Here is a 21,588-nt window from a genome sequence, read left to right on the forward strand (position 1 = left end):
AGCACCGCCACCGAGGGGACGCGCGACGCCCGGAGAGGGAAAGACAGTTGCCCGCGGGCCGCCCACTGGCGGTATGCGCATCGCCGTCCCCAACAAGGGCCGCCTGCACGACCCGGCGATCGATCTCCTAGACCGGGCCGGCCTCCACGTCGTCGACGGGGCCGACCGAAAGCTCTACGCTCAGACTGTGGACCCGGACGTGACCGTCCTCTACGCGCGGGCCGCCGACATCCCCGAGTACGTCGCCGACGGCGCCGCCGACGTGGGGATCACGGGCCTGGACCAGGCCCAGGAGTCCGACACCGACGAACTCGTCGACCTGCTCGACCTCGAATTCGGCTCCTGTCGGCTCGTCCTCGCGGCGCCCGAGGACGGCGACATCGAGGCCGTCGAAGACCTCGACGGCGGCACCGTCGCCACGGAGTTCCCGAACGTCACCCGTGACTTCTTCGCCGAACGCGGTATCGAGGTGGATATCGCCGAGGTGTCGGGTGCGACGGAGCTGACGCCGCACGTCGACATCGCCGACGCCATCGTCGACATCACCTCGACGGGCACCACGCTCCGGATGAACCGCCTCGCGGAGATCGCCGACGTGCTGGAGTCGTCGGTCCGCCTGTTCGCCCGCGAGGACGTGGCCGACGACGAGAAGGTCCAGCAGATCCGGATGGCGCTCGAATCCGTCCTCTCGGCGGAAGGGAAACGGTACCTGATGATGAACGTCCCCGAGGACCGACTGGACGACGTGAAAGACGTGTTGCCGGGGATGGGCGGCCCGACGGTGATGGACATCGCCGGCAAGGCGGACGTGGCCGTCCACGCAGTCGTTGACGAACGCGCGGTCTTCGAAACCATCAACGCGCTCAAGGAAGTGGGTGCGAGCGACGTGCTCGTCACCGAGATCGAGCGGCTGGTGGAGTAGTCACTCGGAACGGAGCGTGCCGTCCAGCAGGCCCAGCGCCCGCGGCCAGAAGTCCGCACTCGCGCGAGCGTTCGCGGCGGGGGTTCCGCCCAGCGCCATCCCGTCGGCGACCGTCGTGCCGGCGGTCGGTCGGTACGGGGGCGTGACGCTGTGGCCGGCGTCGTCGTAGACCAGGGTGTCCGTGCCGGCGCTGTCCCCGTCCGAGTGCGCCTCGCGTACGGTCGTCGCGAACTCGTCGCTCGGCCACATCCGATCGGCGCCGCCGGCGACCAGCAGGAGGGGGGCGTCGACCCGCTCGACCGGGATCCGGGCGGCCTCGCGGCGGTCGTCCGGGGCGCGCTCGAGGGAGTTCGCGTAGACGTTCGCGAAGGCGACGTTGCCGTCCTCGTCGGAGCCCGGCGGGGCGCGGAACGGGACGTACGGGAGCGGGTCGCCGTCCGCCGTCCACGAGCCCGTCCGCCGCTCGCCGGACTGGTCGAGTCCCTGCCAGCGGTGGGCCGCCGGCGCGCCAGCGACGACCGCGCCCGCCCAGTCGTACCGCACCGCCGCGACGAGCGCCGCTTCCGCGCCCTTGGAGTGCCCGTACACGCCGACCGGGCTGTCCGCCACGTCGGACCGGGTGCGCAGGCGGTCGACCGCCGCGTCGAAGTACTCGACGGGCACGTCGAGCAACTGATCGGGGATCGGGTCGGGGTCGCCGAAGTAGTGGACGGCCAGCGCCGCGAAGCCGTGGGCGGCCAGTAGCGCCGCGCGGCCGCGGGACGGTTCGCCCTCCGACCCGTGCAGGACGAGTACGCCCGGGTGCGGCCCCTCGCCGGCGGGGACGAACAGGTCCCCCACCACCTCGCTGTCGACGGCGACGTGCTCGACGCCCGGGTCCGTGGGACGCCGGGTCGTCTCCGCCCGCGCGACGACCGCGCCGTCGACGCGGGCTTCGAGTTCGACGGTGATGGGGTCGCGACCGGCGTGGGGGAACCCCGTCTCGGCCTCACCGTCGGGCGTCATCGACCAGAGCCAGCCCATCGGCGCGACGCCGTCATAGCCCTCGACGGGTTCGTGTGCAGCGGTGTCGACGACGCCCTCGCCGTCGGTCTCGAACGTCGTCCGCGAACCGCAGCCGTCGTCGTACCACCTGTTGCTCTCGGCGACGAGTGCGACCGTCGCCCCCGGTTCCACTCCGGTCACACGGACCGGCGCCTCCTCGTCGGAGAGCGCCTCGTCCGCGACTTCGATCGTCGGCACACCACTCGTTCAGACGGGTTGACAAAATTGCTTCGGGTCGGATGCGACGGGTTGCCACAACGGCGATCGCCGCGAGAGTCGCTCAGAAGAAGCCGAAGATGTTGTTCAGCGCGAACCCGAGGACGGCCGCGAAGGCAAAGTGCAGCGCGGTGAGGATCGCGGCGGGCCGCCAGGAGACCCGGTAGGAGACGCTGATCGCGATGGCGTCGGCGACGAGCGTCGCCAGCAGGACGATGACGATCCCGAGGGCGGGAGAGACGAACCCGATGCTCTCGACACCGTAGCGGCCCAGCAGGATAGAAACGGCCGCGGGGACGGGCCCGACGTAGGCGGCCCGCTGGCTGGGTACGTCGCCGATGAAGAAGGTCGCGGCGAGATGCAGCGTCACAGCGTAGAAGGCGGCGGTGAGCAGGAACGTGACGACGACCGCGAAGATGCCGCCGCCCGTCGGGTCGGTCTGGAGCGGCGCGACGGTGTCGGCTCCGAGCGGCCCGAGGCCGGCGAGCGAGGCGGGATCGAGCGCGGCGGGGCCCAGCGCGGCGACGGCGTCCGCCGAGGGCTGCGCTACGAGGTCCATGGAGGCGGTATGGAGGGCCGCCGTTTGTAGCCTGCTATCGCAGGCCGTCGTTTCGCGGTGGGGCCGTCGTCCCGTCGGCGCGGGTCGCGTCTATTCGAGCAGTCCGAGGTCTTCCAGCCGGGAGACGATCTTGTCGACCGCTTCCTCGGCGTCCTCGGGCTGTTTGCCGCCGGTGATGACGAGCTTGCCGGAGCCAAAGAGCAGCGCGACCACGTCGGGGTCGTCCAGCCGGTAGACGAGGCCGGGGAACTGCTCGGGCTCGTACTCGATGTTCTCCAGGCCCAGGCCGATGGCGATCGCGTTGAGGTTGAGATTGCGACCGAGGTCGGCGGAGGTGACGATGTTCTGGACGACGATCTCCGGGTCGTCGTCGACCTGAATGTTCAGGTCGCGCAGCTTGTCGAAGACGATCCGCAGACTCTCGTGGACGTCGTCCGTGCTCTTGGCGCCGGTGCAGACGATCTTGCCCGAACGGAAGATCAGCGCCGCCGATTTGGGCTCCTGAGTGCGGTAGACGAGGCCGGGGAACTGCTCGGGGTCGTAGTCCGCCCCCTCTAAGTCCATCGCCACGCTCTGCAGGTCAAGCTCCTGCCCGATTCCAGTCGAGGCGACGACGTTTTCGATATTGATTGTCTCTTTGGGGTCAACCATGTCTCGACTTAAACGTTGTATTTAAGGCTTATAAACTTTCATACGGGACGTTGATACGTCACGAACGCGGACGGGTCACCTCGCTTAGGTTCTCGGTCCGGGCGACGCCTAAAAACGCCTTTTAGTAGGGGTGAGAACCGGTTTTATGAGGGGTGGGGGTCCGGCGAGTGGGCCGCTCGGGGGCGAGAGTGGTCGCCGGTGGGCACCGGTGGGTTCTTGGCCGGCGGCGGGCGACTGTCGAGCGTGTACGTCCTCGAACTCGGCGGCCAGGACGACGATTTCGCGGCGTGCGAGGCCGCGAGCGCCGCCGCGGGGGTCGAAGTCGTCGGCGCGGGGTTGGCCACCGCGCGCGCGGTGACCGACCGCGTGCGCGGTCTCGCCTACGTCCACCGCGCGAGCGAGGTGGTCGGTCACTGCGACCCAGACGCGGCGAGCGCCCGCGCGCTCCTCGACGCCGCGAGCGTCGACCGCGAGGGGAGTGTCGCCGTCCGCGCCGTCGACGTGCGCGGGACGACCGGCGTCGACACCCAGCGCGCCGAGCGCGAGCTGGGACAGGCGCTCGTCGACCGCGGCTTTCCCGTCGACCTCGACGACCCCGACCACGAACTGCGCGCGCTGTTCGCCGGCCCGCCCGGCGCAGAGAGCACGGTGGCGAACGCGGATGCCGACGCGGTCGACGACTCCGAGAACGCCGACGGCACGGGTATCTGCGTCCTCGGCTGGCTCGAAGCCGAGAGCGAGCGCGGGTTCGGCGACCGCCGTCCCACCGACCGCCCGTTCTTCCAGCCGGGGAGCATGGACCCGATCCTCGCCCGCGCGCTGGTGAACATCGCCGGCGCACGGGACGGCGCGACCGTCGTCGATCCGATGTGCGGGACCGGGGGCCTGCTGCTCGAAGCGGGACTCGTCGGCGCCCGCGCCGTCGGGAGCGACGCCCAGGCGAAGATGACCCGCGGGACGCGCGCGAACCTCCGGGACGCGCTCGGCGACGACGGCGACTTCGCGGTCTGTCGCGGCGACGTGACGCGGCTGCCCTTCGCCGACGGCTTCGCCGACGCCGCCGTCTTCGACGTGCCCTACGGCCGGCAGTCGAAGATCGAGGGCGACTCGCTGGCGGACCTCGTCGGAAGCGCGCTCGCGGAGGCGCGGCGAGTCGCCGCGCGCGCGGTCGTCGTCGCTGACCGCTCGTGGGAGGGGGAAGCCGTCGACGCCGGATGGGCCGTCGAGGAACACTTCGAGCGACGCGTTCACCGGTCGCTCGTTCGGCACGTGCTGGTGCTCGTTCCAAGTCGGCCCTCCGGATAGCTGTTATCCAGTCCAATGGCTTCTTTAGAAGTTCTAATATGGTCGTTTGCTGCAACTGGCTGGACGCTAGATTGGGCATCAACAGTATGGCCCAACCAGGATATTTCCGAGAAGAACCCATTTGTCAGAAATCACTTTGGGGAATTCCCGGATCCTATCAGGTTCGGGGTTGCCAAAGCTGCTAGTTTGATCTTGTTCTACATCCTATATTTAATAGGAGAGCTGCTGATCAAAGCTTCAGATACTGTCCCGAACTATCTGTATGATGTTCCCACAGTCCTACTCGCGCCTTTGCTGATCGGAATCATCGGCTGGTACGCGTTTTTTCATAATCTTCGACTTCACCTTGAGTCGAAAGAGTTGTTTAAAACCCAGAGAGACGAGTGAATTCTTTTCGCCCGTAGGTCTCTTTCTCGATCTGCTGCTCGCTAAACCGGAGTAGGCAAACTAAAGAATCCTCGGACGGTGGTACTCGCAAAGATGCAGCAGTATCTCGATCTCGTCCGGGAGGCCATCGCCGAGGGCACCTACAAGCCCAACCGGACGGGCGTGGACACCCTCTCGACGTTCGGCGCGCACTACGAGGTCGACCTCCAGGAGGGGTTTCCCCTGCTCACCACGAAGGACCTCTCGGGCTACCGCTGGAACTCCCTGATCCACGAACTGCTCTGGTACTTCTCCGGCGAAGAGCACATCCGCAACCTCCGCGAGGAGACGAAGATCTGGGACGCCTGGGCCGACGACGAGGGCCGGCTCGACACCGCCTACGGCCGATTCTGGCGCCGGTACCCCATCCCGGCGGAGGGGCTGGAGGGGGAATCCTGGCCCGACGACGCCCACAGGTGGGTGAACGACGACGAGAACACCTTCGACCAGTTCCAGTACGTGCTGGACACGCTCCGGGAGAACCCCCAGTCGCGGCGCATCGTGGTCAACGCATGGCACCCCGCCAACGCCGCGGTCAGCACCCTCCCGCCGTGTCACTACACGTTCGTCTTCAACGTCCAGGACGACCGACTGAACCTCCACCTGACCCAGCGCTCGGGCGACATCGCGCTGGGGATCCCCTTCAATATCGCCGCCTACTCGCTAGTGACACACATCGTCGCTCAACGGACGGGCTTCGAGGTCGGGAGCTTCTCCCATTCGGTCGTCGACGCCCACGCCTACTGCGGCGAGGGGGACCGCGGCGAGTGGTACGAGGCCAATCGCGCGGAGTTGCGCGAGCGGATGGCCGCCGTCGACGGCCGCGAGGGCTACGCCGGGGTTCGGGACTGGATCCTGGCGGAGGCACCGGCCGAACCCGGGACGGACAACGCCGACCACGTCCCGAACCTGCTGGCGCAACTGACCCGGGAGCCCCGTGACCGGCCGACGATCGAGGTCGCGGACAAGCCTATCGACGACCTGACCTACGAGGACATCGCGGTGCGCGACTACGACCCCGCGCCCGGACTGGATTTCGCGGTCGCCGAGTGATGGAGGGGGCGTGATGGCGGACGCCGAGCGGGACGGGGCGTCGATAGAGATCGCGCTCATCGCCGCCGTCGCGGAGAACCGCGTCATCGGTCACGAGGGAGAGATGCCGTGGCACTACCCCGCGGATCTCGCCCACTTCAAGGAGACGACGACGGGCCACCCCGTGATCATGGGTCGGGTGACCTACGAGTCGATCTCGGGGCAGCTGGGTGGGCCACTGCCCGGCCGGACCAATATCGTGCTGACGCGCTCCGGCGTGGAAGCGCCCGAGAAAGTCGTACAGGTCGAGAGCGCCGACGCCGCAGTCGAGGCCGCCGAAGCGGCCGCGGCCGAGACGGGCGCGGAGACGGCGTTCGTCGCCGGCGGTGCGACCGTCTACGAGGCGTTTCTGGACCGAGCCGACCGGCTGGTGCTGACGGAGGTACCTGGCGAGCCCGAGGGCGACACGCGGTTCCCGGAGTGGGACTCGGCGGAGTGGGTGGAAGCCGACCGCGAGCGCGAGGGGGAGCTGTCGTTCGTGACCTACGAACGACGGTGACCGCCGCTAGACCCGTCGCGGGGGCGCGGTTCTCGCCGACTCCCGCTCGCTCGCCGCCCCGTACCGAACGGCACCGATTCCCCGAGCGGTCGGTATAAACGCCTGGAGCGGCTACGCGAAGGTATGTCAGAACAGGAAGAGGGGCTCCCGAGTAGCGACGAGGAGTGGCGCGAGCGGCTGACCGACGAGGAGTACAAGATCCTGCGCGAGCAGGGGACCGAACCGAAGTTCAGCGGCGAGTTCCTCGACGTGGACGAGGAGGGCGAGTTCACCTGCGCCGGGTGCGGGACGGAGCTGTTCTCGACGGACCAGCAGTACGACGCCGGCCACGGCTGGCCGAGCTTCTTCGATGTCATCGAGGACGGCAACGTCGAGACGAAACTGGACACGAGCCACGGGATGCGCCGGACCGAGGTCGTGTGTGGGACCTGCGGCGGCCACCTCGGCCACGTCTTCGACGACGGCCCCGACCCGACGGGCAAGCGCTACTGCATCAATTCGGCGGCGCTGGACTTCGACGGCGACGAGTAGGGGCTCTGTCTCCGGGCCCGACGGTCGTCCGGCGACCGGTCGAAGCGGGCGGAAGCCTTTTTGAACTGCTGAGCGCGTGGACAGGTGTGACTTCGGATCGGACGGACGAGTCGACGGGTGGCGAGCGGTCCGGCGACCGGACGGTGTCGGTCCGCGGGACCGAGGTCGTTCTGGAGGGAGCGTTCGTCTCGTTCCCGTGGCGCGCGGGGATGGCGCGAGCGCCCAGCGCCTTTCTCGCCGCCTTCGTGTTGACGGGGGCAGTCGCCGCGATCGGCGGCTTCGGCTCCGGATCGCTCCAGCGGCGGTTCGCGCTGCTGGGTATCGCCGTCTTCAACGCCCACAACATCCCGGCTACGACGGGCGCGGTACCGCAGCTGCTCGCTCCAGTGGCCGACCCGGTCGTCGCGGTCCCGGGCATCGGTCGGCTCCTGCGCGGCCTGTTCACGTTCGGGACGGGCCACGCGGCGCCGGTCTCCCACGTCAGTGGGATCGTGAGCGGGCAGACGGCCGAGATCGGTCATCTGAACCTCCTCACCCAACTGGGCGAGACCGGTGTGTCGGTCGTCGTCTACTACCTGCTCGCCCCAGTGGCGCTGGTCGGCGCCGGCTACGAGTTCGCCGACAGCCACTGGGCGGACACGACGACGGAGTCGTTCGCGGGGGTGGCGCGGTTCGGGCTCGCCATCGCCGCTGGCTACGTTCTCGTCCTGCTCGTCGGGTCGGTGCTGTTCACGGCGGTGTCGGTCGGTGGGGTGACGATCCTGCCCGACCGGTACCTGCTCGTCGTCTACGGGTTCGCCTACCCGACGATCTTCGCGACGCTGGGGGCGTGGCTGGTCTATCGTGACAGAACGTGAGGCGCAGTCAGGCGTAGCTGGCGTCGAGGTACTCGACGATCTTCGCCGATTCGGCCATTGTGACGCCGCGGTCGTCGTCGACGAGGACGGGAACGCCGCGCTGGCCGGAGACGCGCTTGACCTCGTTGCGCTGGGAGTGGAGCGCGTCGACCCAGACCGTCTCGTAGTCCAGGTCCAGTTCGTCCATCCGGTCGGCGACTTTCTCGCAGTACGGACACCCGTCGAGCTGGTAGAGCGTGAACGCCATACCCGGCCGTTCGGAAGCGACCGGCAAGTGCGTTGCGGCCCGAACCACTCGGAGCGAACGGCCCGGTTCCCTACTCGTTCATCAGGCCGTCTTCTTCGACGCGCATGACCGCCTCGCCGTCGGGGAGGTTCGGGGCGTCGACGAGCTTGACGATCCGCTTGTCGCCCTTGGACTTGCGGAGGTAGATGCGGAACGTGGAGGTGTGGCCGAGGATGTTCCCGCCGATGGGCTGGGTCGGGTCGCCGAAGAAGGAATCGGGGTTCGAGGCGACCTGGTTGGTGACGACGACGGCCGTGTTGTGGAGGTCGCCGACGCGCATCAGGTCGTGGAGGTGCTTGTTGAGCTTCTGCTGGCGGTCGGCGAGTTCGCCGCGGCCGACGTACTCCGCGCGGAAGTGCGCGGTCAGCGAGTCGACACAGAGCAGCCGGATGGGGAACTCCTCGTCCTGGCTCTCGCTCGCGAGCTCCTGGGCCTGTTCGGCCAGCAGGATCTGGTGGTTGGAGTTGAACGCCTTCGCGACGTGGATGTTGTCGAGCATCACCTCGACGAGGTCGTCGAGCAGGGCCTCGTCGGTGGCGTCGGCGTCCTCGGGCTCCTCGACGACGCCGTGGAGGACCATCGTGTCCTCGAGGACCTCGTCGGCGAGGCCCTTGACCATCTGGTCGATCCGCTCGGGGCGGAACGTGTCCTCGCTGTCGATGAACATCGCCGACCCCTCCAGCCCGCCGTGCTCGCTGGGGAGCTGGACGGTGACGGAGATCTGGTGAGTGACCTGGGACTTGCCGGCGCCGAACTCGCCGTACACCTCGGTGATCGACTGGGTCTCGATGCCGCCGCCCAGGAGGTCGTCGACCTCGTCGACGCTCCAGGTGAGCTTGCCGATCTGTTCGCGCCGTTCCAGCACCGTCGCACCGGTCTCGAAGCCGCCGATGTCCGCGGCGTCACGCGCGGCGTTGATGATGTCCGCCGCGCTGGACTCGCCGATGTCCGCCGTGTTCGACAGCTCGGCCGGTGACGCGACCGCGATGCCCTGATAGCCGTCGAACCCGTTCTCCCGGAGCTTCTCCGCCGTCGCCGGGCCCACGCCCGGCAGTTCTTCGAGGTCTTCTGTCGCCATGGACATCGCTTGCGCCGCCCGTCATATAAACCCTCGTTAACACCATAGTGAAAGTGAAACCGCGGGTGGGCTCGCCGCTCGGATCGAACCAGTCCGAACACTGATGTGTGGGTACGCGTCGAGCGGGGCGCTCGGCGGAACTGCGTCGGGGTGGGCCGGTTGGAGTCTGCCGCCGCGCTCAACCACGGACTCCGAGGTAGACGACGCCGAGGACGCCGAGGAAGTAGACGGCGGTGAGCCACGGCTCGGGCACCGAGAGAACGCGGTGGCCCTGGTGGCCGACGACGACCAGCGCGAGCGCGGCGACGGCGAGGACGGGGTGGGCCAGCAGGCCGGCGACGAACGCCCGGAGGTTCCAGACGAGGGTCTCGGCAGTCCGTCTGATCTTCTCGCCGACCGGTCGGTCGCCGTCGGGATTGTCCGCCGGTTCGAACGCCGCCAGCGCGTCGCGGTCGACGGTCGCGACCGCACCGGTGTTGACCCGATAGCCGTCGGCGTCCCCGACTCGGAGAAGCGTGACTGTCCCCTCGTCGACGCCGACGACGCGGTAGACACCCGGTGAGAGAGCGGCGTCGGTGGCGACGCTGGACGCGGGCGGTCGAACGTGGTCGTAGACGGTGTAGTCGGTCGGCGTCACGGCAGGGCCGACGCTCGCGGCCGGAATAAGCCTACGGGGAGGGCTACTCCCAGGGGTGGCCGCCGGGCCGGTCCGGCCAGAGCGGGTACCAGTACTCCTTGTCCGGTTCGACGGTCAGTTCGCCGTCGAGGACGCTCTGGAGCTTGATCTCCGTCTGGTTGTGGCGGTCGTGGTTGCCCTCGGGCGCGAAGGGGTAGTACTTGCCCCGGCGGAACGAGTAGACCCAGTAGGCCAGCCGGTCGTCCTTCTCGAACGCGAAGAGCGCGGCGAGCAATCGAGAACCGTAGCCCCGTTCGATGAACTCGTCGGCGGCGAAGTGGACGCTGGTCACCAGGTCCTCGGGGTCGTCGTCCTCCAGCACCACCCACTCGTAGCCGTGGTCGTCGGTCGTGAACCGCGCCTCGGTGCCGGTCTCGACCTCGCCGGCTTCGAGGATGGCCTCGACGTTCTCGACGGCGTCCTCGAAGTCGGTGCTGTCGACCTCGGCGAAACACAGCGCGGCCGCGTCCGCGGGGACGAACCCCAGGTCGGCCTCCATCGTCATGTAGGCCGTACTCATCCCGAACAGGTCCTCGGGGTCGGCGTCCCTGGTCGCGTCGGCCTCCGCTTTCATCCCCAGCGCGGACTTCAGGCCGTCCAGCAGTCCCATGTCCGTGTATTCGGGCGAGCGCGTAAAAGTCGCTTCCCTCCGGCGTGTCTCGCGGGTGCGAGGCGAGCGCAGCGGCCGGCGTTTAGTTATCCCAGGGCGCGCCCTCGAAGTCGATCTCCCGGTGGCCCCGATCCAGGTCGGCGATCCGGTCCAGGTCTTCCTCGTCCAGATCCACGTCGTAGGCGCCCCAGTTGTCCCGGATGTGTTCGGCGCTCGTGGCCTTCGGAATGGCCGCCACCCCCTCCAGCGACAGGAACCACGCCAGGGTCACCTGCGGGACGCTCGCATCGTGTTTCTCGGCGATGTCCTGCAGCACGGGGTCGTCGAGCACTTCCGTTCGGGCCAGCGGCGAGTAGGCGACGACGTGGTGGCCGTGTTCGGCGGCGTACTCTCGCAGTTCGGCCTGCTGGAGGTACGGGTGCATCTCGACTTGGTTCGCGGCGACCGGCGCGTCCAGCACCTCGCGGGCCTCGTCGAGATGCTCGGGTTCGAAGTTCGAGACGCCGACGTGGCGGATCGTTCCCTCGTCGTAGAGCTGCTGGAACGCTGACAGGGTCCCCTCGGGGTCGTAGGCCTCCGTCGGCCAGTGGACGTACAGCAGATCGATGTAGTCGACGCCCAGTCGATCCAGGCTCTCCTCGGCCGTCGCCAGCACGTCCTCGTGGGCGAGGTTAGCGGTATCGACCTTCGTGGCGAGGAAGACTTCCTCGCGGGGTACGTCGGCCTCGGCGATCCCGCGGCCGACCGCCTCCTCGTTCCCGTAGGCCTGTGCGGTGTCGATATTTCGATAGCCGAGTTCCAGCGCCGTCCGCACGCTTTCGGCGCACTGGTCGGAGTCGGTGTTCTGCCAGGTGCCGAGTCCGAGTCGATGGAGGTCGAGTTCGCTCATGCTGTTCCCGGCTTGGACTGGGGGCACCTAACCGCTGGGGAAGCGGCCGTCCTCTCCCCCTACGCCGGCCGCTCCAGCTCGGCCGCCAGTTCCCGCAGCTTCCGGATGCGCATGTGCGTCGGCGGATGTGTCCCGGGCAGTCCCAGCGACGGCGACGGCACGATGCAGAAGGCGTTGAACCCTGCCATCGAGCGCATGTCCTCCTGGGGCGGTTTCGAGAGGCCGTGCAACTCGGCGAGCGCTTCGGCGAGCGCGACCGGCTTGCCGGTGATCGCCACCGCACCCCGGTCGGCGGCGTACTCGCGGTACCGCGAGAGGACGAGCGTCCCCGGCAGACTCACCAGCAACAGGGGGAGACTCAGTATCGCCAGGGCCACCGCGGCGCCGAAGTAGCCCAGGACGATAGCCCACCCGTTCATCCCTTCAAGCGCCGTCGAGAGCATCGCCAGCGCGACCGTCGCCGGGAACCCCGCGACCGTCAGCACCGACGAGTCGCCGTTCTTGACGTGCGCGAGTTCGTGGGCGAGGACGGCCTCCAGTTGCTCGTCGTCGAGTTCCTTCAGGAGCCCGAGGGTCACGCAGACGACGGTACGGTTGCCGGTCCCGGCGGACATCGCGTTGGGCTCGTCACTGGGGATCACGGCCACGGGCGGCCGGGGCAAGTCGGCCTGACGGGCGAGTCGCTCGACGGTGTCGAACAGTTCGGGGTGGTCATCGCGTTCGATAGCGACGGCCCGCGTCGCGAGGTAGGCCAGCCGGTCGGCCTCCAGCACGAGACCGCCGAGGATGGCGAGGAGGACGCCGCAGACGACGAGCGCGCCGGCGGGCGGGAGGAGCCAGACCACCGGGCCGAGCAGCGCGGCGTAGCCGAGGAGGGCGAGCGCGAGGGCGAGGACCATCCGACGGGTCAGGCGGCTGTCGGTCTGCCATTCCATGCCGAAAAGTAACTTTGGCTGACTGATGAGAGTTCCGTCGAACGGCGCTCAGGCGGTCTCCATCTCGCCGGCCAGCTCCTGGAGGCGCTCGACGCGGCGCTCGGTCGTCGGGTGCGTGCGGAAGAGGTTCGCGACGACGCCCTTGCTGATCGGGACGATGAAGAAGGCGTTCATCTCCGACTGCTCGCGCAGGTCCTCGTCGGGGACGCGGTCCATCCGGTTGTCGATGGTCATCAGCGCGCTCGCGAGCGCGGCGGGCTTGCCGGTGATGGCGGCGCCGCCGCGGTCGGCGGCGTACTCGCGGTACCGGGAGAGCGCGCGGATGAGCAGGAACGAGACGATCCAGACCACCAGCGAGGCGACGATGGCGACGAGGATGCCGGCACCTCCGCCCTCGCGGTTGCGGCCGCCGCCGCCGAACAGGAAGCCCCACCGGAGGATGAACATCGCGATGGTCGCGAGGAACGAAGCGATGGTCATCACCGCCACGTCGCGGTTCTTGACGTGGGCGAGTTCGTGGGCCATCACGCCCTCCAGTTCGTCCTGGTCGAGGGTCTTCAGGAGACCGGTCGTCACCGCCACGGTCGCGTTCTTCTGCGAGCGCCCGGTCGCGAAGGCGTTGGGCGTCCGCGAATCGGCGACCGCGACGGTCGGTTTCGGCAGGTCGGCCTGCTGGGAGAGCCGGCCGACCATCCGGTGCAGTTCGGGGTACTCCTCCTCGGAGACTTCCCGGGCGCCCATGCTGCGCAGCGCCAGTTTGTCGCTGAAGAAGAACTGTGCGATCAGGAAGACGCTCATGAAGCCGACGATGAGCACGAACGACTGGTTCGTCCACAGCAACACCCCGAGGAAGGCGATGTACAGGGCGGCCAGGAGGAACATGGTGAAGAACATGCGCCCGCGGAGGCCCCAGTCCGTTTTCCACTCCATACGGGAATTAGAGGGCGGACGCCATATCAATCACTCGTGTCACTCCCCGACACCGCGGGCCGTCCGCGGCGATCCGCTGAGACGGCCTCGACTCTCGCCTCGGCAGAGACGAGCCTCGATGACCGAACCGAGGAGCGTGCTCGGCGAAGCGGGTCAGCCCGAGTCGGACGGGATCGCCAGCGTCCCCTGGCCGTCCGCGCTGACCGTCTTCGCGAGCGCGCCGCCCCGCGACGCCTGGACTTCGAACGAGCAGTGCAACCGCTGGGGTGCGGGGCTCCCGCCCGGAACGAACAGGAGGTCGAACGTGATCGTCCCGTCGGAACCGAACTGTTCGCTCTCGACGACGAGCGCTCGCCGGCCGCCCCGCCGGTCGTACCGGAGGGAAAGCTCGGGCCACGGGGGCGGCTGGACTCGCATCTCGAAGCCGTACCGCGCCGCGTACGCGGCCGGCGGCCCGACCCGGAACCGGAACCAGTCCGCCCGGTACCCCTCGTACTGTTCGCTCCCGTGCGAGCCCCGCACCGTCGAGTTGAGCGTGAGACGGTACGCCGAGGGTGACCGTTCGCCAGTCCGATTTCGGTCGAGTTCGACGCTCGCGTAGCCGATCCCGTCGGCGTCGTCGTTCGGCGGGTACTCCCAGCTGATCTCGCCGGCCTCGGTCGTCCGTCGGGCGTCGACCCCTTTCGGATCCGTTCCCGGGAGTCGCCCGGCGCAGCCGGCAAGGGCCGCCCCGGTCACGGTTCCGAACGTCGCCAGGAACGCTCTGCGAGTCTCGCTGTCGCTCGATGGCGGGCTGGAGGGCACGGCGATCGGTGACGCCGCCGGACGGAAAAATCACGCGTTCGAGCACCTCGTCGGCGGTCGGCCCGCCGGACCGGGCGGAGCCGCGCCGAGGGCCGTCCGAGTCCGGAACTGGTGTGCTTTTCACCTCGGGCGGCCGAGTGCGTACCAATGAGTACGACGCTCCGGCTGGGGACTCGCGGGTCCGCGCTCGCGCTGCGGCAGGCCGCAACCATCAAGGAACGGCTTGAGAACCGTCGCTTCGACGTGGAACTCGTCGAGGTCGAGACCACGGGCGACCAGATCACCGACGAGGCGATCCACGAACTCGGGAAGACGGGGGCGTTCGTCCGCGCGCTCGACGAGGAGGTCATCGACGGCGACTGCGACGCCGCCGTCCACTCGATGAAGGACATGCCCACGGCGATGCCCGAGGACATGATCGTCGCGGGCGTCCCCGAGCGGGCCGCGCCGCGGGACGTGCTGGTCACCCGCGACGGGGCGACCCTGGACGGGCTGCCCGAGGGCGCGACGGTCGGCACGTCCAGCCTCCGGCGCGGCGCGCAGTTGCTCGCCGAGCGCGAGGACCTTGACGTCCAGCCGCTGCGGGGCAACGTCGACACGCGCATCCAGAAGCTGCTCGCGCCGCCGCTACTGGCCGAACACGAGCGCCGCGTCGTCGCCGAGGCCGATGAGGAGGCCGAAGACATGGCCGAGTACAAGCACCTCGACGATGCCGACGACGACGACGAGGACGACGAAGACGACGAGGACGACGATTCGGAGTACGACCGGACCGTCGAGGAGTGGTTCGAGGACCTGACCGAACTCCAGCGGCGGGCGCTGGAACGGGATCCCGACACGGAGTACGACGCTATCGTCCTCGCGGAGGCGGGGCTGGAGCGGGCGGGCCTGCTCCACCACGTCGAGCACCGACAGCTCGGTCCCGAGGGGTTCGTCCCCGCGCCGAGCCAGGGGACGCTCGCGGTGACCGCCCGCGACGGCGAGCTCGCCGAGGACCTCCGGAGCGTGCTGGACCACTCGCCGACGCGGGTCGAAGCGACCGTCGAGCGCACAGTGTTGAAGGAACTGGGCGGCGGCTGCGTCGCGCCCGTGGGTATCTACGCCGTCCTCCAGGGGTCGGTCGTCCGCACCGCCGTTCGGGTGCTCGACCGCGAGGGCGAGGAGGAGGTCCGCGAGACGCGCGAACTGCCCGTCCAGAACCACGCGCAGGCAGCCCGCGAGTTCGCCGCGGATCTCGCCGACGCCGGCGCCGCCGACCTGATCGAGCAGGCGCGCCGAACGACCGGCGAGGAGAGCGGCGCCGCCAGCGCCTCGCCGGACACGCCCGACGAGGACGGTGACGGACGCGCCGCCGACGGCGGCGACGGAGAGGGAGACGGCGCCGGTGCGGGTGGCGAGGAATGACCGGGACCGTCTACCTCGTCGGCTCCGGGCCGGGCGACCCCGATCTGTTGACCGTCAAGGCGCAGCGCCTGCTAGAGGAGGCCGACGTGGTGTTGCACGACAAGCTGCCCGGGCCCGAAATTCTGGGACTGATCCCCGAGGCGAAACGCGAGGACGTGGGCAAGCGCGCCGGCGGCGACCGGACGCCCCAGTCGGTCACCAACGAGCGGCTGGTCGAACTCGCCGAGGACGGGAAGACCGTCGTCCGGTTGAAGGGCGGCGACCCGTTCGTCTTCGGTCGCGGCGGCGAGGAAGCGGCCTACCTCGCCGACCACGGGATCGACTTCGAGGTCGTCCCGGGCGTCACCTCGGCCATCGCGGGCCCCGCCGTGGCCGGGATCCCGGTCACCCACCGCGACCACGCCTCCTCGGTCTCGTTCGTCACCGGCCACGAGGACCCCACGAAGGACGAATCCGCGGTCGACTGGGACGCGCTGGCGGCCACCGGCGGCACCATCGTCGTCCTGATGGGTGTCGGCAAGCTCCCCGACTACACCGCCGCGCTCCGCGAGGCCGGGATGGACGCCGACACGCCCGTCGCGCTCGTCGAACGCGCGACCTGGCCGGACCAGCGGGTCGCGACGGGGACGCTCGATACCGTCGTCGACGCCCGCGACGAGGCCGACATCTCGCCGCCGGCGATCACCGTGATCGGCGACGTGGCCGGCGAGCGCGAGACGCTGGCCGCGTTCCTCCGCGGGTACGGCAGCGACGCGCCCGAGGAGGGCGAGGTGAGCGAACAGTGACGGGGGGACATCGCCGATGAGTGCCGCGGACCGCCCGCGGATCGCCGTCTTCCGGCCGCCGGACGAGCGACTGGACGCCGCCGTGGAACTGCTCGAATCGCTGGGCACCGAGGCCGTCCCGGACCCGATGCTGACGGTCGACCCGACCGGCGCCGCCCCCCGCAGCGACGCCGACTACGTCGTGTTCACCAGCAAGACCGGCGTCGAGTTGGTGGCGGGCGAGCGCGCCGAGGGCGGGGGACCGGACGAGCGCTGGGAGCCCGGCGAGGCGACCGTCTGCGCCATCGGCGAGTCGACCGCCGACGTGCTGCGGGCGCACGGCTATCGAGTCGACCGGGTCCCGTCGGAGTTCACCTCGTCCGGACTGGTCGAGGAACTCGGCGACGACGTGGCCGGCGCCCGCGTCGAGGTGGCCCGTTCGGACCACGGCTCGGCGGTCCTGCTCACCGGGCTCGAAGCCGCCGGCGCGTACGTCCACGAGACCGTCCTCTACCGGCTGGAGCGGCCCGCCGACGCCGGCGACTCCGCGGTGCTGGCCGCCGAGGGGCGACTGGACGGGGCGGTGTTCACCTCGTCGCTGACGGTCCAGCACTTCCTCGCGGCCGCCGACGAGCGCGGCGTCCGCCCCGAGGCGCTCGACGGACTCGACGGGGCCGTCGTGGGCGTCATCGGTGACCCGACCGCCGAGACGGCGACAGACGCCGGAATCGAGGTCGACGTGGTCCCCGAGGTCGCCGACTTCGACGCGCTGGCGGAGGCGGTCGTGGCGGCGACCGCGGACGCGGAGTGAGGCCACTACCCGGTCGTATATAGCGGTCGGTCCACGTCAATAGCAGCGACTATCGCACAGTGGGGAACGTACGCCTCGGGATCGTAACGGGTAGAAAATATAAACCAGAATGTACGTCGTCTTCGGCGGTTCACCCGTATGACGCGAACACGACGGCGGTTCCTCACAGGTACGGGTGCGGTAGCGGCGGCCGGACTGGCCGGCTGTTCCAGCGCGCTCGGGGGCGGCGGGACGAGCACACCCAGTGGCGAGCAGTACGAAGTCGGCCACGGCGACTACCAGACGACCGTGAACGCCTCGTCGTTCCCGGAAAAACTCTACGTCTACGCGGTGCAGTCGGGCTGGTCGAACTGGCCGGCGATCATGTCCGCCTTCGAGGAGGAGTACGGCGTCCCGCTCAACGACGACGACCGATCGTCGGGCGAGGCGCTCAAGCACATGCGCTCGCGCGCCCAGAACCCCGACCACTCGGCGTACAACGGCGGCTACACCTACGGCATTATCGCCAAGAACGAGGGGTTTCTCACCGGATACAAGCCCAAAAACTGGGACACGGTGCCGAGCAAGCTCAAGACCGACGACGGTGAGATGACCGCCACCCGGCGGATGACCACCGCGGTCACCTACCGCGAGGACATCTACGAGGAGCGCGGCCTCGACGCGCCCGAGACGTGGGAGGACCTGCTCCATCCCGACATCATGCAGGACCTGGCGCTCCAGACCCCGACGGCCGCGGTCGGGCTCGCGACCGCGCTGTCGGTCAACAACGCCCGCGGCGGGTCGCTCGACGATGTCCAGCCGGTGATCGACTACTACGAGCAGATCCAGGAGGGCGGCGCCGAGTTCACCGACAACTTCCTCGCGCAGTTCACCAAAGGCGAGTACGCCACGTTCGTCCGCTACGACTACTCCGGCCTGAACCTCAAGTACAACAACGGAGACGTCGCCGAGGACAAGGTCGGCGTGGCGCTGCTGAAGGGGGCCGACGGGAACGCGGGGGCGTTCAACCAGCCCTACGGCTTCGGGATGATGGACGGCGCCCCGAACCCCGAGGCGTGCAAGCTGTTCATGGACTACGTGCTCTCGAAGGAGGGCCAGCGGAAGTTCCTCGACGCCTACGTGCGGCCGATCCGCGCGCCCGAACTGGAGATGCCCGACGAGTTCCCGGCCCAGTCGACCTACGACGAGACGGAGTTCCAGGTCGACTACGGGACGATGGTCGAAAAGCAGGAAGACATCATCGACGAGATCGAGCGCTCGGCGGGCCTGTAGGCCGATGGCGGCAGACGAGTCGCCCGGCAGGGTCCCCGACCGGTTCGCCCCGGTCGTCGACGCGGCCGCGAGCGCCGCCCGCGCCGGTGTCGCCAGGCTCCCCGAACCGATGGAGCGGCTCCTCGTTCCGCGGACCGAGCGCGACCGCGAGCGTCGCCGCATCGCCGCGCTGTGCGCGCCGTTCCTCGCGCTCGCGGTCGTCGCCGGGCTGTACCCGCTCACCGAGATGGCCCGGATCAGCGTCTCCGAGGCGAGATACGTCTCGGAGGGGTTCTCGCTGGCCGCCTACCGCGAACTGGTCGCGAACCCGCACCTCCGCGCGTCGGCTCTCAACACGCTGTGGTTCGCGCTCGCGACCACCGTCGTCAGCCTCGGCGTCGCGACCGCGACCGCCCACGCTCTAGAGAAGTACGACCTGCCGTTCCGGGGCGCGCTCCTGACGCTCCTCTCGTTCCCGATCAGCCTCCCCGGGATCGTCGCCGCGTTCATGATCATCGTCCTGCTCGGCAACAGCGGCCTAATAACGAACCTCATCGCGTGGTTCTCCGGCCGGAGCGCGGCCGATCTGGCCATCGCCACGAGCGTCGGCGGCCTGTTCGTCGCGTACTGCTACTCGATGGTACCTCGGGCGCTGTTGCTTCTCCGGGGGAGCTACGCCGAGGTGAACGAACGCACGGAGGAGGCCGCCCGGTCGCTGGGCGCCTCTCCCGCCCGGACGTTCTATCACGTCACGCTGCCGCAGATCAAACCCGGGCTCATCGGCGCCTTCATCCTCACCGTCCGGACGGCCCTGGCCATCTTCGGCACCGTCCTGATCCTCCAGGCGCTACGGGTGTGGACCTACGAGATCGACTACGGGCTGTCGAACGGCTTCCAGATCCAGCTGGCGGCCGCGATGGCCACCGTCTGGTTCGTCTTCGTCCTCGGGTTCACGACGCTGGGCCTGCGCTACACCAGCGCGGAGGTGGGGCTGTGAGCGACCGCGACCCCGACGCCGTCGAGGGCGACGACGTCGTCGGCGGCGACGAGGCTACGTCCGACGAGGCGACCGACCCGCGCCGCACGGACGGCGGCGCCGTCGCCGCCGGGCAGATCACGGAGCGGTCGTGGCGCCGGTCCCCCTCGGCGGTGCTGGGTCGGCCGCTCGTGACGGCGGTGTTCGCCCTGACGTTCGCCTTTCTCGTCTTCCCGGTGGTCGTCACCTTCGTCGCCTCGTTCGCCGCCGAGTGGACCGGCGCGCTCCCCTCGGGGTTCGTCACGTTCACCCACTGGGAGCAGGTGCTGGGCCTGCGGACGACGGAGGGCGCCGCCGACTACTCGTTGCGGCTGGGCGCCGTCCTGCGGACGCTGACGGAGAACCCGCTGGCCGCGCCCGGCCAGAGCCCCCTGTTCCGGAGCATGTGGCTGGCGCTCGGCGGCGTGCTGATCAACCTCGTCGTCGGCGTCCCGATCGCCTACGCGGTCGCCCGCTACGAGTTCCCCGGCCGCGACCTGCTGAACGCCCTCGCCGTGTTGCCGCTGGCGCCGGGGATCGTCCTCGGCGTCGCCTTCCTCCGGGCGTACCCGCAGCTCTCGGGCACCGACTTCGGACTCATCGTCGGCTACTCGCTGCTGAAAGCCCCGTTCATGGTGATGGCCGTCCAGTCGAGCTTCGAGTCGATGCCGCTGCGCCAACTGGAGGAGAGCGCCCGCTCGCTGGGCGCCTCGTGGCCGCGCACGTTCCTGTCGGTGATCGTCCCGAACGCGAGACGCGGTATCGTCTCGGGAGCGATCATCTGCTGGGCGCTCGCGGCGGCGGAGTTCAACTTCTCCTACGTCGTCTTCTCGCGGGGCGCGCGGCCGCTCGCCCTGTTCCTCAAGGCGAACATCTCGAACAGCACCTTCCTGACGACCAGCGCCGCGGTGTCGGTGTTTTTCGTCCTCATCGCGGCGGTGACGGCGGCGCTGCAACTGCTCGGCAACAGGGGATTCTCCACCAGATAACATGGCTACCATCACACTCGACAGCGTGACCAAACGATTCGGCGAGACGACCGCCGTCGACGGCGTCGACCTGACCGTCGGCGACGGCGAGATACTGGGGGTCGTCGGGCCCTCCGGCTGCGGCAAGACGACCACTCTCAGAACGATCGCGGGCTTCGAGACGCCCACCGAGGGCCGCGTGCTGTTCGACGAGGAAGACGTGACCCGCGTCCCGCCCGAGCGGCGCTCGGTGGGGCTGGTCTTCCAGTCGTACGCCCTCTTCGAGAACATGACCGTCCGCGAGAACGTCCAGTTCGGCCCGAAGATGCGCGGCGTCTCGAAGCCCGAGCGCCGCGAGCGGGCGACGGAGCTGCTGGAACTGCTCGACATCGCGGAGTTAGCCGACCGCGACCCGACGACGCTGTCGGGCGGCCAGCAACAGCGGGTCGGGCTCGCGCGGGCGCTGGCCATCGAACCGACCATCCTCCTGCTCGACGAGCCGATGACCGGGCTCGACGCCAAACTCAAGACCCGCCTCCAGCGCGAGTTGGTCGAGTTGCTGGACGAACTGGCCGTGACGGCGCTGTACGTCACCCACGACCAGACCGAGGCGATGGCCGTCTGCGACCGGATCGCCGTGATGAACGACGGGCGCGTCGAGCAGGTCGGGACGCCCGACGAGGTGTACGAGCGCCCCGCGAACGCGTTCGTCGCCGACTTCGTGGGCACGTCGAATCGCCTCCGGGCGACCGCCCGGAACGGCACGCTCGACTTCGGTCACGCGACGACGGCCGCACCGAACGGCGACGACGGCGAGGTGACCGTCGTCGTCCGTCCGGAAGCGTTCCGCGTCGGCGACGGGTCCTTCGAGGCGACCGTCCGCGAGCGGTTCTACCTCGGCGAACACGTCCGCGCGGTCGCGGACCTGCCCGACGGCGAATCGGTCACGCTCCGGGTCGACCCCGCCGAGGCGCCCGCGACCGGCGACCGCGTGTCGCTCGCGCTCGACACCGACCGCGTCCACGTCCTCTCGGAGCCCTGACGGCCGGACGGTGGGGACGGGGA

At 69.3% G+C, this 21,588-nt stretch carries 25 protein-coding genes; 14 read left to right on the forward strand and 11 right to left on the reverse strand.

The window, feature by feature from the left end:
- Positions 1–73: 73 nt before the first annotated feature.
- Positions 74–922 carry an ATP phosphoribosyltransferase gene (gene hisG / locus C475_RS03300; RefSeq protein WP_006882344.1) on the forward strand — a complete coding sequence of 283 codons (849 nt, stop codon included), beginning with the start codon at positions 74–76 and terminating at the stop codon, positions 920–922.
- On the opposite strand, the gene C475_RS03305 is transcribed toward hisG, so the two are convergent.
- From C475_RS03305 to C475_RS03315, 3 genes are all read right to left on the reverse strand, one after another.
- Positions 923–2,164, reverse strand: a complete 1,242-nt coding sequence (locus C475_RS03305; protein WP_006882345.1) for an acyl-CoA thioesterase/bile acid-CoA:amino acid N-acyltransferase family protein — start codon at positions 2,162–2,164, stop codon at positions 923–925.
- Positions 2,165–2,246: 82 nt separating this feature from the next.
- Positions 2,247–2,741 (reverse strand): DUF7473 family protein, encoded by a 495-nt coding sequence (locus C475_RS03310; RefSeq protein WP_006882346.1) that lies wholly within the window; start codon positions 2,739–2,741, stop codon positions 2,247–2,249.
- A 90-nt stretch (positions 2,742–2,831) separates the two neighbouring features.
- On the reverse strand, positions 2,832–3,392 hold the full coding sequence (locus tag C475_RS03315) for a TATA-box-binding protein (RefSeq protein WP_006882347.1): 561 nt from the start codon (positions 3,390–3,392) through the stop codon (positions 2,832–2,834).
- 243 nt (positions 3,393–3,635) lie between these two features.
- Between C475_RS03315 and C475_RS03320 the strand changes: the two genes are divergently transcribed.
- The 6 genes from C475_RS03320 (at position 3,636) to C475_RS03340 (ending at position 8,102) form a co-directional block, all read left to right on the forward strand.
- On the forward strand, positions 3,636–4,697 hold the full coding sequence (locus C475_RS03320) for a methyltransferase domain-containing protein (RefSeq protein WP_049930027.1): 1,062 nt from the start codon (positions 3,636–3,638) through the stop codon (positions 4,695–4,697).
- Between the two features lie 15 nt (positions 4,698–4,712).
- Complete coding sequence (locus C475_RS22955) at positions 4,713–5,084, forward strand: hypothetical protein (RefSeq protein WP_152436313.1); 372 nt, start codon at positions 4,713–4,715, stop codon at positions 5,082–5,084.
- A 93-nt stretch (positions 5,085–5,177) separates the two neighbouring features.
- Positions 5,178–6,176, forward strand: coding sequence for a thymidylate synthase (thyA, locus tag C475_RS03325; RefSeq protein WP_006882349.1), 999 nt, complete (start codon positions 5,178–5,180; stop codon positions 6,174–6,176).
- A 13-nt stretch (positions 6,177–6,189) separates the two neighbouring features.
- Complete coding sequence (locus C475_RS03330) at positions 6,190–6,714, forward strand: dihydrofolate reductase (protein WP_006882350.1); 525 nt, start codon at positions 6,190–6,192, stop codon at positions 6,712–6,714.
- Between the two features lie 123 nt (positions 6,715–6,837).
- A complete protein-coding gene (msrB, locus tag C475_RS03335) occupies positions 6,838–7,245 on the forward strand; it encodes a peptide-methionine (R)-S-oxide reductase MsrB (protein WP_006882351.1) in 408 nt (135 codons plus the stop codon).
- 86 nt (positions 7,246–7,331) lie between these two features.
- The gene (locus C475_RS03340) at positions 7,332–8,102 is read left to right on the forward strand and encodes a hypothetical protein (protein ID WP_006882352.1); all 771 of its coding nucleotides are present in this window, start codon (positions 7,332–7,334) and stop codon (positions 8,100–8,102) included.
- 7 nt (positions 8,103–8,109) lie between these two features.
- On the opposite strand, the gene C475_RS03345 is transcribed toward C475_RS03340, so the two are convergent.
- From C475_RS03345 to C475_RS03380, 8 genes are all read right to left on the reverse strand, one after another.
- The gene (locus C475_RS03345; protein WP_006882353.1) at positions 8,110–8,349 is read right to left on the reverse strand and encodes a glutaredoxin family protein; all 240 of its coding nucleotides are present in this window, start codon (positions 8,347–8,349) and stop codon (positions 8,110–8,112) included.
- A gap of 70 nt (positions 8,350–8,419) precedes the next feature.
- A complete protein-coding gene (gene radA, locus C475_RS03350; protein ID WP_006882354.1) occupies positions 8,420–9,466 on the reverse strand; it encodes a DNA repair and recombination protein RadA in 1,047 nt (348 codons plus the stop codon).
- 178 nt (positions 9,467–9,644) lie between these two features.
- On the reverse strand, positions 9,645–10,103 hold the full coding sequence (locus C475_RS03355; RefSeq protein ID WP_006882355.1) for a hypothetical protein: 459 nt from the start codon (positions 10,101–10,103) through the stop codon (positions 9,645–9,647).
- A gap of 43 nt (positions 10,104–10,146) precedes the next feature.
- Positions 10,147–10,752 (reverse strand): PspA-associated protein PspAB, encoded by a 606-nt coding sequence (gene pspAB / locus C475_RS03360; RefSeq protein WP_006882356.1) that lies wholly within the window; start codon positions 10,750–10,752, stop codon positions 10,147–10,149.
- Between the two features lie 82 nt (positions 10,753–10,834).
- Positions 10,835–11,641, reverse strand: a complete 807-nt coding sequence (locus C475_RS03365; RefSeq protein WP_006882357.1) for an aldo/keto reductase — start codon at positions 11,639–11,641, stop codon at positions 10,835–10,837.
- Between the two features lie 59 nt (positions 11,642–11,700).
- Positions 11,701–12,576, reverse strand: coding sequence for a M48 family metalloprotease (locus C475_RS03370; RefSeq protein ID WP_006882358.1), 876 nt, complete (start codon positions 12,574–12,576; stop codon positions 11,701–11,703).
- A 48-nt stretch (positions 12,577–12,624) separates the two neighbouring features.
- The gene (htpX, locus tag C475_RS03375; RefSeq protein WP_006882359.1) at positions 12,625–13,506 is read right to left on the reverse strand and encodes a zinc metalloprotease HtpX; all 882 of its coding nucleotides are present in this window, start codon (positions 13,504–13,506) and stop codon (positions 12,625–12,627) included.
- Between the two features lie 153 nt (positions 13,507–13,659).
- Complete coding sequence (locus C475_RS03380; RefSeq protein ID WP_006882360.1) at positions 13,660–14,310, reverse strand: hypothetical protein; 651 nt, start codon at positions 14,308–14,310, stop codon at positions 13,660–13,662.
- 147 nt (positions 14,311–14,457) lie between these two features.
- On the opposite strand from C475_RS03380, the gene hemC reads away from it, so the two are divergent.
- From hemC to C475_RS03415, 7 genes are all read left to right on the forward strand, one after another.
- Positions 14,458–15,714: a hydroxymethylbilane synthase gene (gene hemC, locus C475_RS03385; protein ID WP_006882361.1), complete on the forward strand. Its 1,257-nt coding sequence runs from the start codon at positions 14,458–14,460 to the stop codon at positions 15,712–15,714.
- Entirely contained in the window at positions 15,711–16,499 is a 789-nt protein-coding gene (gene cobA / locus C475_RS03390) for a uroporphyrinogen-III C-methyltransferase (RefSeq protein ID WP_006882362.1), read from the forward strand. Before hemC ends, cobA begins: the two co-directional genes overlap by 4 nt.
- Positions 16,500–16,515: 16 nt before the next feature.
- On the forward strand, positions 16,516–17,289 hold the full coding sequence (locus tag C475_RS03395) for a uroporphyrinogen-III synthase (RefSeq protein WP_006882363.1): 774 nt from the start codon (positions 16,516–16,518) through the stop codon (positions 17,287–17,289).
- A 138-nt stretch (positions 17,290–17,427) separates the two neighbouring features.
- A complete protein-coding gene (locus C475_RS03400) occupies positions 17,428–18,561 on the forward strand; it encodes an extracellular solute-binding protein (RefSeq protein WP_006882364.1) in 1,134 nt (377 codons plus the stop codon).
- A gap of 4 nt (positions 18,562–18,565) precedes the next feature.
- The gene (locus tag C475_RS03405; protein ID WP_006882365.1) at positions 18,566–19,537 is read left to right on the forward strand and encodes an ABC transporter permease; all 972 of its coding nucleotides are present in this window, start codon (positions 18,566–18,568) and stop codon (positions 19,535–19,537) included.
- Between the two features lie 152 nt (positions 19,538–19,689).
- Positions 19,690–20,544, forward strand: a complete 855-nt coding sequence (locus C475_RS03410) for an ABC transporter permease (RefSeq protein WP_394295275.1) — start codon at positions 19,690–19,692, stop codon at positions 20,542–20,544.
- Position 20,545: 1 nt separating this feature from the next.
- Positions 20,546–21,565: an ABC transporter ATP-binding protein gene (locus C475_RS03415; RefSeq protein WP_006882367.1), complete on the forward strand. Its 1,020-nt coding sequence runs from the start codon at positions 20,546–20,548 to the stop codon at positions 21,563–21,565.
- Positions 21,566–21,588 lie beyond the last annotated feature (23 nt).

This window comes from Halosimplex carlsbadense 2-9-1, from assembly GCF_000337455.1.
Lineage (GTDB): Archaea > Halobacteriota > Halobacteria > Halobacteriales > Haloarculaceae > Halosimplex > Halosimplex carlsbadense.

Bases quoted from the DNA above. Each gene is read 5' to 3' on its own strand.
- hisG (WP_006882344.1), top strand. From the start codon at position 74: ATGCGCATCGCCGTCCCCAACAAGGGCCGCCTGCACGACCCGGCGATC.
- C475_RS03310 (WP_006882346.1), bottom strand. From the start codon at position 2,741: ATGGACCTCGTAGCGCAGCCCTCGGCGGACGCCGTCGCCGCGCTGGGC.
- C475_RS03315 (WP_006882347.1), bottom strand. From the start codon at position 3,392: ATGGTTGACCCCAAAGAGACAATCAATATCGAAAACGTCGTCGCCTCG.
- C475_RS22955 (WP_152436313.1), top strand. From the start codon at position 4,713: ATGGCTTCTTTAGAAGTTCTAATATGGTCGTTTGCTGCAACTGGCTGG.
- thyA (WP_006882349.1), top strand. From the start codon at position 5,178: ATGCAGCAGTATCTCGATCTCGTCCGGGAGGCCATCGCCGAGGGCACC.
- C475_RS03330 (WP_006882350.1), top strand. From the start codon at position 6,190: ATGGCGGACGCCGAGCGGGACGGGGCGTCGATAGAGATCGCGCTCATC.
- msrB (WP_006882351.1), top strand. From the start codon at position 6,838: ATGTCAGAACAGGAAGAGGGGCTCCCGAGTAGCGACGAGGAGTGGCGC.
- C475_RS03345 (WP_006882353.1), bottom strand. From the start codon at position 8,349: ATGGCGTTCACGCTCTACCAGCTCGACGGGTGTCCGTACTGCGAGAAA.
- radA (WP_006882354.1), bottom strand. From the start codon at position 9,466: ATGGCGACAGAAGACCTCGAAGAACTGCCGGGCGTGGGCCCGGCGACG.
- pspAB (WP_006882356.1), bottom strand. From the start codon at position 10,752: ATGGGACTGCTGGACGGCCTGAAGTCCGCGCTGGGGATGAAAGCGGAG.
- C475_RS03365 (WP_006882357.1), bottom strand. From the start codon at position 11,641: ATGAGCGAACTCGACCTCCATCGACTCGGACTCGGCACCTGGCAGAAC.
- C475_RS03370 (WP_006882358.1), bottom strand. From the start codon at position 12,576: ATGGAATGGCAGACCGACAGCCGCCTGACCCGTCGGATGGTCCTCGCC.
- htpX (WP_006882359.1), bottom strand. From the start codon at position 13,506: ATGGAGTGGAAAACGGACTGGGGCCTCCGCGGGCGCATGTTCTTCACC.
- hemC (WP_006882361.1), top strand. From the start codon at position 14,458: ATGAGTACGACGCTCCGGCTGGGGACTCGCGGGTCCGCGCTCGCGCTG.
- cobA (WP_006882362.1), top strand. From the start codon at position 15,711: ATGACCGGGACCGTCTACCTCGTCGGCTCCGGGCCGGGCGACCCCGAT.
- C475_RS03395 (WP_006882363.1), top strand. From the start codon at position 16,516: ATGAGTGCCGCGGACCGCCCGCGGATCGCCGTCTTCCGGCCGCCGGAC.
- C475_RS03400 (WP_006882364.1), top strand. From the start codon at position 17,428: ATGACGCGAACACGACGGCGGTTCCTCACAGGTACGGGTGCGGTAGCG.
- C475_RS03405 (WP_006882365.1), top strand. From the start codon at position 18,566: ATGGCGGCAGACGAGTCGCCCGGCAGGGTCCCCGACCGGTTCGCCCCG.
- C475_RS03415 (WP_006882367.1), top strand. From the start codon at position 20,546: ATGGCTACCATCACACTCGACAGCGTGACCAAACGATTCGGCGAGACG.